The sequence below is a fragment of the Streptomyces sp. NBC_00122 genome (assembly GCF_045160845.1).
Classification (GTDB): Bacteria; Actinomycetota; Actinomycetes; order Streptomycetales; family Streptomycetaceae; genus Streptomyces.
On sequence record NZ_CP108191.1, the window covers coordinates 2,992,409 to 3,009,463 of the forward strand.

The 17,055-nt window shown below is 70.8% G+C and carries 15 protein-coding genes and 1 pseudogene; 13 read left to right on the top strand and 3 right to left on the bottom strand.

Annotation, left to right across the window (positions count from 1 at the left end):
- Positions 1-79: 79 nt before the first annotated feature.
- Positions 80-1,639, top strand: coding sequence for a PP2C family protein-serine/threonine phosphatase (locus OG737_RS14130; protein ID WP_328926524.1), 1,560 nt, complete (start codon positions 80-82; stop codon positions 1,637-1,639).
- A gap of 129 nt (positions 1,640-1,768) precedes the next feature.
- Complete coding sequence (locus OG737_RS14135; RefSeq protein WP_328926525.1) at positions 1,769-3,235, top strand: aminopeptidase P family protein; 1,467 nt, start codon at positions 1,769-1,771, stop codon at positions 3,233-3,235.
- 76 nt (positions 3,236-3,311) lie between these two features.
- On the opposite strand, the gene OG737_RS14140 is transcribed toward OG737_RS14135, so the two are convergent.
- Positions 3,312-3,755 carry an ATP-binding protein gene (locus OG737_RS14140; protein WP_328926526.1) on the bottom strand — a complete coding sequence of 148 codons (444 nt, stop codon included), beginning with the start codon at positions 3,753-3,755 and terminating at the stop codon, positions 3,312-3,314.
- Positions 3,756-3,977: 222 nt separating this feature from the next.
- Between OG737_RS14140 and OG737_RS14145 the strand changes: the two genes are divergently transcribed.
- The 11 genes and pseudogenes from OG737_RS14145 to OG737_RS14195 all read left to right on the top strand — a co-directional run bounded on the left by OG737_RS14145 (position 3,978) and on the right by OG737_RS14195 (position 15,575).
- Positions 3,978-4,820: a hypothetical protein gene (locus OG737_RS14145; protein ID WP_405921583.1), complete on the top strand. Its 843-nt coding sequence runs from the start codon at positions 3,978-3,980 to the stop codon at positions 4,818-4,820.
- A gap of 110 nt (positions 4,821-4,930) precedes the next feature.
- Positions 4,931-5,650 carry a YcnI family protein gene (locus tag OG737_RS14150; RefSeq protein WP_328926528.1) on the top strand — a complete coding sequence of 240 codons (720 nt, stop codon included), beginning with the start codon at positions 4,931-4,933 and terminating at the stop codon, positions 5,648-5,650.
- 94 nt (positions 5,651-5,744) lie between these two features.
- Positions 5,745-6,398, top strand: a complete 654-nt coding sequence (locus OG737_RS14155) for an SCO family protein (protein ID WP_328926529.1) — start codon at positions 5,745-5,747, stop codon at positions 6,396-6,398.
- Positions 6,395-6,871: a copper chaperone PCu(A)C gene (locus tag OG737_RS14160; protein ID WP_328926530.1), complete on the top strand. Its 477-nt coding sequence runs from the start codon at positions 6,395-6,397 to the stop codon at positions 6,869-6,871. Before OG737_RS14155 ends, OG737_RS14160 begins: the two co-directional genes overlap by 4 nt.
- Before the next feature lie 22 nt (positions 6,872-6,893).
- On the top strand, positions 6,894-8,840 hold the full coding sequence (locus OG737_RS14165; RefSeq protein ID WP_405921584.1) for a copper resistance CopC/CopD family protein: 1,947 nt from the start codon (positions 6,894-6,896) through the stop codon (positions 8,838-8,840).
- The gene (efeB, locus tag OG737_RS14170) at positions 8,837-10,123 is read left to right on the top strand and encodes an iron uptake transporter deferrochelatase/peroxidase subunit (RefSeq protein ID WP_405922421.1); all 1,287 of its coding nucleotides are present in this window, start codon (positions 8,837-8,839) and stop codon (positions 10,121-10,123) included. The genes OG737_RS14165 and efeB overlap by 4 nt, the downstream gene beginning before the upstream one ends.
- A 43-nt stretch (positions 10,124-10,166) precedes the next feature.
- A complete protein-coding gene (gene pheA / locus OG737_RS14175; RefSeq protein WP_328926533.1) occupies positions 10,167-11,102 on the top strand; it encodes a prephenate dehydratase in 936 nt (311 codons plus the stop codon).
- Between the two features lie 526 nt (positions 11,103-11,628).
- Positions 11,629-12,906, top strand: coding sequence for a serine--tRNA ligase (gene serS, locus OG737_RS14180; RefSeq protein WP_405921585.1), 1,278 nt, complete (start codon positions 11,629-11,631; stop codon positions 12,904-12,906).
- A complete protein-coding gene (locus OG737_RS14185; protein WP_328926535.1) occupies positions 12,903-13,715 on the top strand; it encodes an HAD family hydrolase in 813 nt (270 codons plus the stop codon). Before serS ends, OG737_RS14185 begins: the two co-directional genes overlap by 4 nt.
- 306 nt (positions 13,716-14,021) lie before the next feature.
- Positions 14,022-14,429: pseudogene (locus tag OG737_RS14190) on the top strand (histidine kinase); the annotation flags it as partial.
- A gap of 495 nt (positions 14,430-14,924) precedes the next feature.
- Positions 14,925-15,575, top strand: a complete 651-nt coding sequence (locus OG737_RS14195; RefSeq protein WP_328930344.1) for a response regulator transcription factor — start codon at positions 14,925-14,927, stop codon at positions 15,573-15,575.
- 7 nt (positions 15,576-15,582) lie between these two features.
- Here the strand turns inward: OG737_RS14195 and OG737_RS14200 are convergent, their stop codons facing one another.
- Together OG737_RS14200 and OG737_RS14205 are read right to left on the bottom strand one after the other, a co-directional pair.
- Positions 15,583-16,233 (bottom strand): rhomboid-like protein, encoded by a 651-nt coding sequence (locus OG737_RS14200; protein WP_328926536.1) that lies wholly within the window; start codon positions 16,231-16,233, stop codon positions 15,583-15,585.
- A 95-nt stretch (positions 16,234-16,328) separates the two neighbouring features.
- Positions 16,329-17,048 carry an ABC transporter permease subunit gene (locus tag OG737_RS14205; protein WP_405679474.1) on the bottom strand — a complete coding sequence of 240 codons (720 nt, stop codon included), beginning with the start codon at positions 17,046-17,048 and terminating at the stop codon, positions 16,329-16,331.
- Positions 17,049-17,055: the final 7 nt, after the last annotated feature.

Here is a 17,055-nt window from a genome sequence, read left to right on the forward strand (position 1 = left end):
CGGCTTTTTCCGGCCAAGTTCTAGCCTTGGCTGGACAGTGAGTTGCCGCCTCACGGACACCAGGATTCCCACCTGGGCAATGCTGGACATGCATCCGTGTATGCGTGTAGATGTGGATTCCTTGATGGCGGCGCAGCACGATCTGGGGGTTTGCGATGCTATATGGCGAATCGCACCAGGTGGAAAGGCGGACGCCATGAGCGCTCCGCATCTGCCGAAAGTGGCTGGAATCGATCCAGCAGTGACGACGTCACCGCACACTGTGGCGCCCACGACCGCACGCACCACCCCCGCCTCGGCCCCGGTACCGGGACCGGGACCGGGCAGCCTGATCCAGGACCGGCTGGCGGGCATGGTCTCGGACCTCACCACCCTCCATGAACTCACCGAGCGCCTGGCCCGCACCGGCGATCTCGACTCCTCCCTCCACGAGTTCCTGCGCGCCGGAGCCGCACTCGTCGGCGCCCGCCGCGGCCTGATCATCCTGGAACCCTCCGACGGGCTCGGCCCCAGCCACACGATCGGCCTCGGCCTCGGCCATGCCGACCTCGGCCACATCGAGACGGTTCCGCGCAGCGCCACCTCGTACGGCCGCATCCTCGACGGCCTCCCCGACGCCCACGGCGGCTCCGAGGTACTCCCCGAACCGGGCGAGCCCGCCGGCACCGGAGGCTTCGCCGCCCCCGTCGACCCCCGCCACCGCGAGGTCGCCGCCCGCCTCGGCTACGCCGCCAGCTACTCCCTGCCGCTGACCGCCGAGGCCACCGGCCGGCTCGGCGCGGCCGTCTGGCTCTACGACGAGCAGGCCGAGCCCAGCGACCGCCAGCGCGACCTCGCCGGGCTGTACGTACGGCACGCGGCCGAGCACCTGGCCCGGATGCTTGAGGTGGAACGATCCCGCTCCCGCCTGGCCTCCATCAGCGAGGAGCTGCTGCCCAGCCGGCTCCCCCGGATCCCCGGGGTCCAGCTCGCCGCCCGCCACCACACCGGGCCGCGCGGCGGGGGCGACTGGTACGACGCCCTGCCGCTGCCCGAGGGCGCCCTCGGGCTGGCCGTCGGCTCCGTCACCGGTTCCGGGCCCAGCGCCGTCGCCGCGATGGGCCGGCTGCGGGCCTCGCTGCGCGCCTATGCCGTCATGGAGGGCGAGGACCCGGTCGCCGTCCTGTCCGACCTGGAGCTGCTGCTGCGCCTCACGGAGCCGGCGCGCTCAGCCACCGCGCTGTTCGCCTACTGCGAGCCCGTCGGGAGCCCTGGTGCGGGCGGCCAGGGGAACAAGATCATCCTGGCGGGTGCGGGGCACACCCCGCCGCTGCTGATCGGCGAGCGCCGCACCGAGTACGTGGAGACCTCGCTCTCCGCGCCGCTGGGGATGCTGTCCTGCTGGGAGGCGCCGAGCGTGGAGATCGAACCTGCATCGGGAGAAACGGTGCTGCTGTACACGGACGGGCTGCTGCGGCGTACCGGGGACCCGATGGACCGCGCCTACGCCCGGCTGCACGCGGCGGCCGCAGGGGTTCCCCGTACCGCCCGGGACGACCCGGCCGCCCTCTGCGACCACATCCTGCGGACCGTGCTGCCCGAAGGGGAACCGGCCGACCTTCCCGACGACATCGTGCTGCTCGCCGCCCGGTTTGAGTGATATACGGCTGTTGCGCCGGTTGGGGCTGTTTGTGCCAAACAGCACATGCCCCTCCGGCCGTTTCCCCTCGCGCCTACGATGGATGGGGCCCAGACCCAGGTCCACACCCATCGCAGCTGAGGAGAAGACGTGGCTGACGAGCTCACCCCGGAGACCCCGGAAGAAGAGCAGCCCAAGAAGACGCACAAGCAGCGCAAGAACGGGCTGTACCCGGGCGTCAGCGACGAACTCGCCGAGAGCATGCGCACCGGCTGGGCCGACACCGAGCTGACCGGGCTCGAGCCCATCGCCCAGGCCGCGCACACCGGCGCCCGCCGCGCCGCCCTGTCCGCGCGCTTCCCCGGCGAGCGCCTCGTCGTCCCCGCGGGCCGCCTGAAGACCCGCTCGAACGACACCGAGTACCCCTTCCGCGCCTCGACCGAGTACGCGTACCTCACCGGCGACCAGACCGAGAACGGCGTCCTGGTCCTGGAGCCCACCGGCGAGACCGGCCACACGGCCACGATCTACCTGCTGCCGCGCTCCAACCGTGAGAACGGCGAGTTCTGGCTCTCCGGCCAGGGTGAGCTGTGGGTCGGCCGCCGCCACTCCCTCACCGAGGCCGAGCAGCTCCTGGGCATCCCCGCCAAGGACGTCCGCGAGCTCGCCGAAGCCCTCACCGAGGCCGAGGGCCCGGTCCGGAACGTCCGCAGCCACGACTCCGTGATCGAGACCGCCCTCACCGACAAGGTGACCAAGGAGCGCGACGAGGAGCTACGCGTCTACCTCTCCGAGGCCCGCGCCGTGAAGGACGACTTCGAGATCGGCGAGCTGCAGAAGGCCGTCGACTCCACCGTCCGCGGCTTCGAGGACGTGGTGAAGGTCCTCGACAAGGCCGAGGCCACCTCCGAGCGCTACATCGAGGGCACCTTCTTCCTGCGCGCCCGCGTCGAGGGCAACGACGTCGGCTACGGCTCCATCTGCGCCGCCGGCCCGCACGCCTGCACCCTGCACTGGGTCCGCAACGACGGCGACGTCCGCTCCGGTGACCTGCTGCTTCTCGACGCCGGTGTGGAGACCCACTCCCTCTACACCGCCGACGTCACGCGCACGCTGCCGATCAACGGCACGTACACCGACATCCAGCGCAAGATCTACGACGCGGTCTACGAGTCCCAGGAAGCCGGCATCGCCGCGGTGAAGCCGGGTGCGAAGTTCCGCGACTTCCACGACGCCTCCCAGCACGTGCTGGCCGAGAAGCTCGTCGAGTGGGGCCTGCTGGAGGGCCCCGTCGAGCGCGTCCTGGAGCTCGGCCTGCAGCGCCGCTGGACCCTGCACGGCACCGGCCACATGCTCGGCATGGACGTCCACGACTGCGCCGCCGCGCGCACCGAGGCGTACGTCGACGGCACGCTGGAGCCGGGCATGTGCCTCACGGTCGAGCCCGGTCTGTACTTCCAGGCCGACGACCTGACCGTGCCCGAGGAGTACCGCGGCATCGGCGTCCGGATCGAGGACGACATCCTCGTCACCGAGGACGGCAACCGGAACCTGTCGGCCGGGCTGCCCCGCACCTCGGACGAGGTCGAGGCCTGGATGGCGCGCCTCAAGGGCTGACGGTCCAAGGGCTGCGGCCTGCGGCCTGCGCGTGACGATGGGCGGGTTCCCGGGCGGGACCCGCCCATCGGCGTGCCTACGACACCTTCAGCAGCGCGTCGTCGCGCCACTTCAGCATCTTGTCGAAGCTCACCACCGCGCCGCGGCCCGGCCGGTTGCGGAAGCGGACGTGGTCGGCGAGTTCCTCGATCAGGTGCAGTCCCCGGCCGTGCTCGGCCAGCGAGGGTCTGTGACGGGTCCCTGTCGCGGGCGGGAACCCCGGGCCCGAATCGGTCACCTCGATGCGGCAGCGGTCTCCGTCCAGATAGGCCGTGACGTGGTACGCCTCGGCCTCATCCGGGACACCGCCGCCCCCGCCGTGCTCCACCGCGTTCGTACACGCCTCGCTCAGCGCCACCGAGAGGTCGAAGGAGATGTCCGGGTCCACCCCCGCGGTCTCCATCGTCCCCAGCAGCAGTCGCCTGGCGAGCGGCACGCTCGCGGCTTCGCGCCTCAAGTGGAGAGACCACCAGATGCTCATACGGTTACCTATTGCCGCCCTTGGGGGGCCGTAAGCGCCCGGCGGCCGTCCGAGCGCTCCATTGCCCTCGTTCGGCCGATGCGGCTCTCCCGGACCCGGTGTATGCGGCGGTGTCCGCCGCCTGGTTCCCCTGTGCTGGTCGAGGGCGCCCATGCCGGACTCATGGGACCTTCCGGACCTGCCGTATGAAGGCACTGAGCTCAGTGCGATGATGACCCGGCCATGACTGACCCCCACGCGACGCACGCCGGAACCGGCCTCCGGCTGATCCGGGCCGCGGTGTTCACCGCGGTCTGCGTCGTGCTGTCCGCGGCAGGGCACGCGCTGGCGTCCTGCGCCACCGTGCCGTGGTGGTCCCTGTGCATGGGCTTCCTCGTCGTCTTCGCCGTCGTGGCCCCGCTCGCCGGCCGCCGCCGCGCGCTGCCCGGCATCGCCGCCGGGCTGGCCTTCGGGCAACTCACGCTGCACGTGCTGTTCGGCCTCGGACAGCACAGCGCCACGGCGGCCCAGGCACCGGCCGGCCCCTCCGACGGCTCGCTCGCGGAACTCGCCGCCAGGCTGGTGTGCGGGGGCAATTCCGTACCGCTCAGCCCGGCCGACGCCCGCCGGATCCTGGAATCCGCCGGTCTGGACCCGGCTGCACTGACCGCACAGGCCGGACAGCTCACCCAGGCCGGGCAGGTCGTGGCCCAAGGCCACAGCGCTCACGCCCACGTGGCCCAGGCCGCCACCGCGGCCCCCGCGACCGGGCTGTTCAGCCCGGCCATGCTGTTCGGGCATCTGCTGGCGGCACTGGCCGCCGGCTGGCTGCTCGGTCGCGGCGACGCCGCGCTCTTCCGGCTCGTCGAACTGTCCCGGATCTCCGCCGAAGCCACCCCGGTACGCCCGCTGCGGGCCGCGCTGGCCTTCGTACGCGCCCTGTGCGCCGGGCTCCCCGGCGCGCCCGCCCGTGCCCCGCGGGTCCCGCGGACCGCGGCCGATCCCGCGGCCGCCACCGGCCGGGAGGCACTGCACCACTCGGTGATCAGGCGCGGGCCGCCCACTGCCCTCGCCCTCGCAGCCTGACGCGGCACCCTCCTCCCCGAGACACACGGCGGGAGCACCGGTGCCGCGTACTCCGCGCGCGCCCGCGCCCGGAGCCACCGTCACCACTGATCCCGTGGAGTGTTTCTGCCATGAAGGCCTCTCGCGTCTCCTTCGCCGCCGCCCTCGCCGCCGGTACCGTCCTCGTCCTCTCCGGCCCGGCCTTCGCCCACGTCGGCGTCCAGCCCGGCGAGGCCACCAAGGGCGGCTACGCGACGATCAACTTCAAGGTCCCCAACGAGCGTGACAACGCGTCGACCACCCAGCTGGAGGTCAACTTCCCGGTCGACCAGCCGCTCACGTCCGTGATGCCGCAGGACGTTCCCGGCTGGACCGTGACGGTCGAGAAGAGCAAGCTCGACAAGCCGCTGACCGTGCACGGCAAGCAGATCAACGAGGCCGTCACCAAGGTCACCTGGTCCGGCGGCAAGATCGAGCCCGGCAAGTTCCAGCAGTTCCCGCTGTCCGTGGGCAAGCTCCCCGAGAACGCCGACCAGATGGTCTTCAAGGCGATCCAGACGTACGACAACAACGAGGTCGTCCGGTGGATCGAAGAGACCAAGGAAGGCGCCGCGGAACCGCAGAACCCGGCGCCCGTCCTGAAGCTGACCGCAGCCACGGGCGGCGACCACCACAGTGACGCCAAGACCGACCAGGCCAAGAACGCCGACAAGGACGCGCAGCACGGCCACGACGAGGCCGCCGAGAAGAACAGCGCCGACACGACCGCCCGGGTCCTCGGCATCGCCGGCATCGTCATCGGGCTCGGCGGTGTCGCCTTCGGTGTCGCCTCGCGTCGCCGCTCCGCCTGACCTGCCGCGCCCGTAGGCGCTGCCGTTCTCAGCTGCCGTTCTCAGCTGCTGTTCTCAGACATCCGTAAATCCCCGATCTCAGGAACACCCTTCCATGCGCACCACACGTTGGACGGTCGCCGCTCTCCTAGCTGCGGCCGCGCTCACCCTGACCGCCTGCGGCGGCCAGCCCGCCGACACCAACTCGGTCACCCAGATCTCCGGCGGCCAGAACAAGGGCAAGGCCGCGACCGTTCTGGACCGCCCCTTCAGCAAGCCGGAGCTGGTCCTCACGGACACCACCGGCAAGCCGTGGAACCTGCGGGAGCAGACCAAGGGCAGGCCGACGCTCATCTACTTCGGCTACACCAACTGCCCCGACGTATGCCCTCTGACGATGAGCAACATCGCCGTCGCCAAGAAGGCGCTCCCCCAGACCGACCAGGACAAGCTCCAGGTCGTCTTCGTCACGACGGACCCCGAACGGGACACTCCCGACTCCCTCGGCGCGTGGCTCAAGTCCCAGGACCCGTCCTTCACCGGGCTCACCGGGGACTTCGCCACCATCCAGGTCGCCGCACGCTCGCTCGGCATCGGTATCGAGGCCGCCAAGAAGGAGGCCGACGGCAGCGTCGTCTCCATGCACGGCGCCCAGGTCATCGCGTTCTCGCCCAAGACCGACGAGGGCTACGTCCTCTACGGCGAGGGCGCCACCGTCGACGACTACACCAAGGACCTGCCGAAGCTCATCAAGGGAGAGAACCCGTGAACGCCCGCACCACCCGCACCCTCGCCGCCGCCCTCTCCCTGACGGCAGCACTCGCCATATCCGGCTGTTCGAGCTCCAAGGATGACGCGGCCAAGCCCGCGCCGACGGTCGGCGGAGCCTTCATGCCCGAGCCCGTCAACGACAAGATGGCCGGCGCGTTCATGGTCATCAAGAACGACTCCAAGACCGCCGACAAGCTCACTGGTGTCACCTCGACGCTCTCCGACGATCTGCAGATCCACGAGAGCAAGGACCAGAAGATGCAGCAGGTCCCGTCCCTGGACGTGCCTGCCAACGGTGAGCTCAAGCTGGAACGCGGCGGCAACCACATCATGTTCATGGGGCTCAAGAGCACCCCGAAGGTCGGCGACAAGGTCACCGTCGAGCTCCGCTTCGAGAAGGCCGACCCCGTCAAGGTCGAACTCGACGTGAAGGAACGGACGTACACCGCGCAGAACTCCAACGCCCACTGACGGACCGAGGAAGCCACACGCCATGACGGCCACCGCCCCCGCCCCATCCACGGTCCACGCCCGGGCCACGGCACTTCTGCCGCGGTTCGCGCTGGTCCTCGCAGCCCTGCTGGCAACCCTGTTCACCGCGGCCTCTCCGGCCTCGGCGCACGCCGCACTCACCGCGAGCGACCCCAAGGACGGGGCGGTGGTCGCCACGGCCCCCGCCCAGGTCACCCTCTCCTTCTCGGAGCAGGTCGCCATGGGCGACGACTCCATCCGCGTGCTGGACCCCCAAGGCAAGCGCGTGGACACCGGCGAACTGCGCGACATGTGCAGCGGGAACACCATCCGCTACGGCACCGCACTCCACTCCGGCCTGCCCAACGGCACCTACACCGTGGCCTGGCAGGCCGTCTCCGCCGACAGCCACCCGATCTCCGGTGCCTTCACCTTCTCCGTCGGAGCGCCCTCGGCCACCGCCGTCACCCTCCCCGCCCGGCAGGCGGGCGGGGGACCCGTCGGCATCGCGTACGGGATCGCCCGCTACGCTGCCTACACCGGCTTCACAGTCCTCGTCGGCGGCGCCGCCTTCATCCTGCTGTGCCTGCGCCGGGGAGCTGCCGAACGCCCGCTCCAGAAGCTCGTCGTACGCGCCTGGGTGACCCTCACCGCCGCCACCCTCGCGATGCTGGTGCTCCGCACCCCGTACACCGGGTCGGGGAAGTTCGCCGACGTCTTCGACCTCGACGGACTCAAGGCCGTCCTGGACACCAAGACCGGCGCCTCACTGATCTCCCGGCTGCTCCTGCTGGGTGCAGCCGCCCTCTTCATCGCGGTCCTCTTCGGTGTCTACGCCCGACGCCTGCAGGGCGCCACGACGGCGGAGGAGGTCAAGGACACCAGCGATCTCACCTTCGGCCTGGGCATCGGCGGCGCCGTCGTCTCCGGCGGCATCGCCGCCACCTGGTCCCTGTCCGAGCACGCCTCCACGGGGATCCAGCCCGGCATCGCCATGCCCGCCGACATCCTGCACCTGCTGGCCGTCGCCACCTGGCTCGGCGGCCTCGCCGCGCTGCTCCTCTCCCTGTACAAGATCCCCGGGATCGAGCGGTCGGCGGTCCGGCGCTTCTCCCGGGTCGCCTTCGTCAGCGTCCTGGTGCTCGTCGTCACCGGCGTCTACCAGTCCTGGCGCCAGCTCGGAACCTGGTCCGCCCTCACAGGAACCTCATACGGACGGCTGCTGCTCCTGAAGGTCGGGCTGGTCACCGTTCTCGTCGGCATCGCCTATGTGTCCCGGAAGTGGACCGCACGGCTCGCCGAGTCCACCGAGTCCACCGCCGATGTTTCACGTGAAACGGTCACCGCCGCAGCGGATGTTTCACGTGAAACATCGCCCGTCACCGTGCCCGCCGACCCCCGGCGGGCGGCCCAGCTCGCCCGGCAGCGGGCCGCCCGTGAGAGCGCGCGCGAGAAGCGGGCGCGTGACGCCGACCCGGAGCGCGCAGGCCTGCGCCGCTCCGTCCTCGCCGAGGCCGGTGTCGCCGTGGCCCTGCTCGCGGTCACCACGGTCCTCACGAGCACCGAGCCCGGGCGCACCGTCGAGCGGGAGACGACCCGGGGCTCTGCCGCCACCGCCGTACCGGACCGCGCCGTCAAGATCACCCTGCCCTTCGACACCGGCGGCCGGAACGGCAAGGGGAACGTCCGCCTCGAACTCGACCCGGGCCGGGTCGGCGCCAACGCCCTCCACCTCTGGGCCGACTCCGAGGACGGAAAGCCCCTCGACCTCCCCGAGATCAAGGTGTCCTTCACCCTGCCCGCGAAGGACATCGGCCCCCTGCCGGTGCTGCCCGACCGCTCCGCCCCCGGACACTGGACCGCGTCGGGCGTACAGCTGCCGCTCGCCGGCGAGTGGCGCATCGACGTAACCGTCCGTACCTCCGACATCGACCAGACGACCGTCCAGAAGACCGTGAAGATCGGCTGACCAGCGTGACCGAGAGCAACCCCGACATCGAGATCTCCCGCCGCCGCCTGCTGGGCACCGTCGGCGCCGCAGGCGCCGCCGGCCTTGCGCTGGGCGCCGCAGGTGGCGCGCTCGCGCACTCCGCACTCGCCGACCCCGCGAACACCTCCGGCGCCGGGGGCGCCTCGCGGCTGTCCTCCCTCGGTGCCACCCAGGCCGCCTTCCACGGCGACCACCAGGCCGGCATCACCACGCCCCTGCAGGCCAAGGGGCACCTCGCCGCCTTCGACCTCGCCGCAGGCGCGGGCCGCACGGAGGCCGCCGCACTGCTGCGACGCTGGTCCGAAACCGCCCGCCGGCTCATGGCGGGCGAGACCGCCGCGTCCGAGGACACCGGCATCGCCCTCGACGCCGGTCCGTCCTCCCTGACTGTCACGTTCGGCTTCGGCCATTCCTTCTTCGAACGCACCGGCCTGAGCGCCCGCCGCCCCGCCGCCCTCGACCCGCTGCCGGACTTCTCCTCCGACCGGCTGGACGATCGGCGCAGCAACGGCGACCTGTGGATCCAGATCGGCGCAGACGACGGGCTCGTCGCCTTCCACGCCCTGCGCGCCCTTCAGAAGGACGCCGGTGAGGCCGCCCGCGTCCGCTGGCAGATGAACGGCTTCAACCGTTCCCCCGGCGCCACCGCCTCCCCGATGACCGCCCGCAACCTCATGGGCCAGATCGACGGCACCGGGAACCCGAAGCCCTCGGAGCCCGACTTCGACAAGCGGATCTTCGTGCCCGCGGCGGGCCCCGGGCCGGCTGAGCACTCCTGGATGGCCGGGGGCTCGTACGCCGTCGTCCGGCGCATCCGGATGCTGCTCGACGACTGGGACAAGCAGTCCCTCGCACAGCAGGAGCAGGTCATCGGCCGTACCAAGGCCACCGGCGCCCCGCTCACCGGCGGCGGCGAGACGACCGAGATGGCGCTCGACAAGTTCGGCCCCGACGGCAAGCCGGTCATCCCGTCCAACGCCCACGCCCGGATCTCCGCCCCCGAGCAGAACGGCGGGGCCGCCATGCTGCGGCGCCCGTTCTCCTTCCACGACGGGATCGGCAGCGACGGGTCCCCCGACGCCGGGCTCCTCTTCGTCTGCTGGCAGGCCGACCCGCTGCGCGGATTCGTCCCCGTCCAGCGCAAGCTCGACCGGGGTGACGCGCTGTCCGCCTTCATCCGGCACGAGTCCAGCGGCCTGTACGCGGTTCCGCCCGGCCCCCGCCCCGGTGAGTACGTGGGACAGCGGCTGCTCGAAGCGTGAACACCCGCTCCTTCGGGCAACACCCCGGCATTAGGCTGATCGCATGTCGGCCACCCGCTTCACATATCTCGGTCCCGAGGGCACTTTCACCGAAGCCGCCCTCCGCACGCTGCCGGAAGCCGCCACCCGGGAGCTCGTCCCGATGGTGTCGGTCCCGGCCGCCCTGGACGCGGTGCGCAACGGCGAGGCCGCTGCCGCCCTCGTCCCGATCGAGAACTCGGTGGAGGGCGGGGTCACCGCCACCCTCGACGAGCTGGCCTCCGGCGAACCGCTGATGATCTACCGCGAGGTGCTGCTGCCCATCGCGTTCGCGCTGCTCGTGCGACCGGGCACAGCCCTTTCGGACGTCAAGACGGTCACCGGGCACCCGGTCGCCCAGCCCCAGGTACGCAACTGGCTGCGGGCGAACCTGCCCGACGCGGTGTGGGAGTCGGCCGCCTCCAACGCCGACGGCGCCCGGCTGGTCCAGGAAGGCCGCTTCGACGCGGCATTCGCCGGCGAGTTCGCCGCGGCCACCTACGGGCTCGTCCCGCTGGTGACCGAGATCCACGACGCGGAGAACGCCGAAACCCGGTTCGTGCTCGTCGGGCGCCCCGCCCGGCCTGCCGCCCCGACCGGTGCCGACAAGACGTCCGTCGTGCTGTGGCTCGGCGACGACCGCCCCGGTGCGCTGCTGGAACTCCTCCAGGAGTTCGCCGTGCGCGGGGTCAACCTGATGCTGATCCAGTCCCGGCCGACCGGACAGGGCATCGGCAATTACTGCTTCGCGGTCGACGCCGAGGGTCACATCTCCGACCGGCGGGTCAGCGAGGCCCTCATGGGCCTCAAGCGGACCTGCCCCCAGGTCCGCTTCCTCGGCTCCTACCCGCGTGCGGGTGTCGCTCAGGGTGACGTGCGCGCTCCGCGTCCCGGAACCTCCGACGGTGATTTCACGGCAGCCTCCGACTGGCTGACGCGTTGCCTCGACGGCCGGGCCTAGGGCTTCGTCCACTGTCCACAGAGTTATCCACAGGGCGAGTTGGGGACCTGGGGACAAGTCGACAGAACGGCGCGACAAGGTCGACAAATCGGTCGCGGGGCCCAGGTTTCGCGCTGGGGAGCGGGAGGTGAACGACGTCACCCCCGTATCGCAGATCAACTCTTTGGGGCGAGTCATTCCCACCCGAATGAGTGTGTGAGGGTGGTTTGAACCTTGATTCGCCCAGGGCCGCCCCAGGTTGGGAATGATCGATTTCCGTGTCCACAGATGCGACGCACAGCCTGTGGATAAGGTGCGGGCGGCGGGAATCCCTGTGGACAAGGAAACCCCTTCCGATCCTGCTCAGGCCGCGCGCACCCCGACGTTGTGCCCCTTTTCGGGGAATGGGCCCGCTTTTATTGACCACCCGAGAAGCATCACTTCTGGCCAGCCACCAAGACTTATCCATTTGCCGCAATTGAGACATAGCGACACGCAGCGTGATATCGGTGTGATCCCAGGAAGCCCCGCCCGGTAGCCTGGTGGGGTGATTGACCTCCGGCTGCTCCGTGAAGACCCTGACCGTGTCCGCGCCTCGCAGCGCGCCCGTGGAGAGGACGTCGGGCTCGTCGACGCACTGCTCTCCGCCGACGAGCGCCGCAGGTCCTCCGGCGCGCGCTTCGACGAACTGCGCAATGAACAGAAGTCGCTCGGCAAGCTCATTCCCAAGGCCTCTCCTGAGGAGCGGGCCGAGCTGCTGAAGAAGGCCGAGCAGCTCAAGCAGGACGTCAAGGCGGCCGAGGCCGAGCAGAACGAGGCCGACGAAGCCGCCAAGCAGCTCCTCCTCCAGCTCGGCAACATCGTCCACGAGGACGTCCCGGTCGGCGGCGAGGAGGACTTCACCGTCCTGGAGACGCACGGCACCATCCGCGACTTCGCCGCCGAGGGCTTCGAGCCCAAGGACCACCTGGAGCTCGGCGAGTCGCTGGGCGCCATCGATGTCGAACGCGGCGCCAAGGTGTCGGGCTCGCGCTTCTACTACCTCACCGGTGTCGGCGCACTGCTCGAACTCGCACTGGTCAACGCCGCCATCGCGCAGGCCACCGAGGCCGGCTTCATCCCGATGCTGACCCCGGCGCTGGTCCGCCCGCGCGCCATGGAGGGCACCGGTTTCCTCGGCCAGGCCGCGGAGAACGTGTACCACCTGGAGAAGGACGACTACTACCTGGTCGGCACCTCCGAGGTCCCGCTCGCCGCGTACCACATGGACGAGATCATCGACGCCGACAAGCTGCCGCTGCGGTACGTCGGCTTCTCGCCGTGCTTCCGCCGCGAGGCCGGCACGTACGGTAAGGACACCCGCGGCATCTTCCGCGTCCACCAGTTCGACAAGGTCGAGATGTTCTCGTACGTCGCGCCGGAGGAGGCCGAGGCCGAGCACCAGCGGCTCCTGGAGTGGGAGAAGCAGTGGCTGACCAGCCTGGAGCTGCCGTTCCAGGTGATCGACGTCGCCACCGGTGACCTGGGCGCCTCCGCCTCGCGCAAGTTCGACTGCGAGGCCTGGATCCCGACCCAGGGCAAGTACCGCGAGCTGACCTCCGCCTCGAACTGCGACGGATTCCAGGCCCGCCGGCTGTCGATCCGCTACCGCGACGGCAAGAAGACCCAGCCGCTATCCACGCTGAACGGCACGCTGTGCGCCGTACCGCGCACGATCGTCGCGATCCTGGAGAACCACCAGCAGGCCGACGGCACCGTTCGCGTTCCCCCGGTGCTCCGTCCGTACCTGGGTGGCCGTGAGGTCCTGGAGCCGATCACCAAGTGAGTCCGGCCCCGTTCCCGTACAAACTCGTCGCGACCGATCTCGACGGCACGCTGCTTCGCGGCGACGACACCGTCTCGGAACGCACCCGTGAGGCGCTCGTCGCGGCCACCGCGGCGGGCGCGGCGCACATCATCGTCACGGGCCGCGCCGTGCCCTGGACCCGGCACGTGCTGGACGATCTCGGCTACAAGGGGATCGCCGTGTGCGGGCAGGGCGCGCAGGTCTACGACGCGGGCGCGCACCGGTTGCTGACGTCGGTGACGCTGGACCGGCAGCTGGCCGGTCTGGCGCTGTCGAAGATCGAGGCCGAGATCGGCCCGCTGGCCCTGGCGGCCAGCCGGGACGGGGTGGACGGCGAGGTCCTGTTCGGCCCCGGCTACCAGGTGCAGGAGGGCCTCCCGGCCGTCTACCTGGACGACACGGCGGCGATGTGGGCTGCCCCGCTGAACAAGCTGTACATCCAGCACCCGGGTCTGGACGACGACTCGCTGGTCAGCGTGGCCCGGGCGACCGTGGGCAGCCTGGTCGACATCGTGATGGCCGGTCCCGGCATCGTGGAGATCCTCCCGCTGGGGCTGACCAAGGCCACCGGTCTCTCGCTGGCGGCGCGCCGGCTGCGTGTGAAGGCGGCGGAGACGATCGCCTTCGGCGACATGCCCAACGACATACCGATGTTCGGCTGGGCAGCCCACGGGGTGGCCATGGCCAACGCCCACGCGGAGCTCAAGGCCGTGGCCGACGAGGTGACGGCCTCCAACGAGGAAGACGGCATCGCGGTGGTGCTGGAGCGCCTGCTGGGCGCCGCGTAGCACGCACGACGTACGAGAGGTCCGGGACGGCCCGCGCCGATGGCGCGCTCGAAGTGGCCGTCCCGGACCTTTGTTGCTCCCCGCAGAACTCACTCTGCCCCCGCGGCAATCCCCGTACCAGCGAATTTCCGGGTGCCGACCGTGGTTCGTCGGCCACCTCCGCCGAACGGCAGATGGCCGGCCCGGGCGTGCGCTCGTAGGGTCGGCCTCATGACCGTGAACCCCCGTGCCGCGTATGCCCCGTTGCTGGCATCGGCTGCCGTCGTCGACGTGGCCGCGGCGTTCCTCAGGGCTCCTGCGGTGTGGATGCTGCTCGGGGCGTGCCTCCTGCTTCCGCTGCTGGCTCTGGTGGCCCGCTGGTCTCCGGTGCGGTCCGGGAGTATCGCGGCTGCGCTGGGCGTGGCAGCCGTCGCGCTGTGGCCGGTCCCGCACGTGTGGGGGTCCGGGTCGTGGCTGGAGGCGTGCGGGGCGGCGGCATTCTGGGCGCTCCCCGCGCTCGGAGCCCTGCTGGCCGGGGGCTATCCACGCCGCCAGGCGGCCAGGACGCGGCAGGCCGTGAGGAATGCGCGACGCGACCAGCAGCTCGAACTGGCCCGCGATCTGCACGACTTCGTGGGGCACGATGTGAGCGCCATCGTGGTGCAGGCACAAGCGGCCCGGTTCGTGGCCGCTCAGGATCCCGGGCAGGCGGTCCGCGCGCTGGAGCGGATCGAGGCCGCGGGCTTGAGCGCCTTGGAGTCGATGGACCGTACGGTGCACGCCCTGCGGGAGGCCTCGGGCGGCCCGACCGCTCCGGTACCGGGACTGGCACAACTGCCGGAACTGGTGGAGCGGTTCGACGGCGCCTCGCTGGACGCCGACCCTGCTGCCGTACGCGAGCTGTCGCGCGAGGCGGACACCACGGCGTACCGCGTGGCTGTGGAAGCCTTGACGAACGTACGCCGGCACGCGCCCGGGGCGGCCGTGGTACGGGTCGCCGTGCGCCGGGCCGGGGCGGCCGTAGAGCTCAGCGTGGCCAACTCCGCCGCGGCCCGGGGCGCGGGCGGGCTGCTGGCCCGCCGTCGGCGCAGCGGCACCGGACTGGCAGGGCTGCGAGGGCGGGTCGAGGCGGCGGGCGGGACGCTGCGGCCGGGGCGGATACGGACGGCGGGTGGCGGGTTTGCGCGGTCTTCCCCACGCAGCCACACCCTGTCGGGTGATCATGGCGGCGTGACCACACGCATCCTGATAGCCGATGACCAAGAGGACATCCGCAGTGGCTTTCGGCTGATCCTCGATTCGCAGCCCGACATGACCGTGGTGGGGGAGGCCGCGGACGGGGAGAGTGCGGTGGCGCTGGCCAGGGAGCTGCGCCCCGATGTGGTGCTGGCGGACATCCGGATGCCCCGCTTGGACGGGCTGGAGGTGACCCGGCTGCTGGCACCGCGGACACGGGTGGTGGTCGTGACCACCTTCGACCTGGACGAGTACGTGCACACCGCGCTGCGCAACGGCGCCTGCGGCTTCCTTCTGAAGCGGTCGGGACCCGCGCTGCTCATCGAGGGAGTCCGGGCGGCGATGGCCGGGGACACGCTCATCAGCCCGCAGATCACGGTGCGGCTGCTGAGCCGGATCGCCGAGTCCGGGCCGGCCGCTGCGCCGACGCCCGAGCCCCATCCGCTGACCGGCCGGGAACTGGACATCGTGCGCCTGGTGGCACGTGGGCTCACCAACGCCGAGATCGGTGCGGAGCTGTTCATCAGCGCGGGGACGGCCAAGACCCACATCGCGAACGTCCAGGCGAAGCTCGGAGCACGCAACCGGGTGGGGATCGCCGCGTGGGCGTGGGAGCACGGCGTGGTGAAGACGGAAGCCGACTAGCGATGTTTCACGTGAAACGAGGTCGTGTTTCACGTGAAACAACGTTGCGGGTGAGCGGCCAGGCGAGCAGGCCGACGCAGAGCGCGATGGCGTGGCCGAGGTCGGTGAAGGTGCCGCCGGTGACGAGAGGGAGCCCGAAGAAGGCGACGGCGCCGGCGAGGTAGAACCATTTCCAGGGGCTGGGGAGCCGGTAGGTGAGAACTCCGATGGAGGCCGCGAGCCCGTAGCTGACGCCGATGTCGACGACATGGGTCATGCTGCGCGGGGCCCGGTGGTCCTGGATGGCCATCAGCAGGACCTTCTGACTGACCAGCGTGGCGACGATGTGGGCCGTCGCGACGATCAGGAGCCAGCGCATCGTGCCGAGCCAGCGTTCGACGGGGGCGTGGAACAGCTCGAAGAGCAGGGCGTAGAGGGCGAGCGAGGCCGGGTTCTCGATCCAGAAGGCGCTGCTGAGGAGCGCCCGGACGGGGTGTTGGACGAGCTGGTGGATGTTGCTGCTGTTGCGGTGGAGCAGGACGTGCTCGACCCGGTCGGGCGCGATCACGACCACGACGCTGGTGACGGCAATGATCAGCAGCCAGATGTGCGTTCCGGGCGAGGAGCGTATCCAGGACCGTATGGGCCTGGACGGCTCAGGCTCGGTGTGCTCGATCATGCACCGATGATGACGCGCGAAGCTGTGCCCCGCCTGGCCGGTGGGCCGGGCGGGGCACAGCTTCGCGAGGGGGTGCCGCAGGGGCGGCGCGGGGTCTACTCCTCGCCCGCCAGGGTGAGGCGGCGCAGCTTCTGGCCCGCGTAGACGGTGGCGCCGACGGTGACCACGGTGAGCAGGACCGCGGCGGTGGGCAGGCCGACGGTGGCATCGACGTACCCCTCGCCCGCGACCTTCTCGGCGAGGGACAGGGCCCACTGCTGGACGCTGAGGGTCTTGGCGCCGGAGACCAGGCTGCCGAAGAGCGACTCCCAGATCAGTGCGTAGACCAGGCCGAAGACGACCGCGTGCCGGCTGACGGTGCCCAGGAGCAGGAACAGCGCGCTGTAGGCGATCGAGGCGACGAGGGCGGCGACGGTGTAGGCGACGGCGATCTGCTGTCCGTTGCCGTTGAGGATGAAGCCGGCGATCAGGGTGGGGATCGCGGAGAAGGCCATGGTGACGGCGATCGCGACGATCAGCTTGGTCATGATGATCGTCGGGCGCTTCACCGGCTTGGAGAGCAGGTAGACGATCGACCCGTCGTCGATCTCGGGGCCGATGGCGCCCGTACCGGCGATGACACCGATCAGCGGGACCATCGTCGCGAGGGCGAAGCCGCCGAGCAGGTCGGCGGCGACCTTGTCGTCGACACCCGTGAGCGCGCGGACGGCGATGGAGATGACGATGAGCAGGGCCGGCAGCAGGAAGAGGATCAGTGCCCGGCGGCGGCCGAGCAAGGCCCGGTAGGTGAGCCGGGCAACGGTGGGGTTGTACATGGGTGCC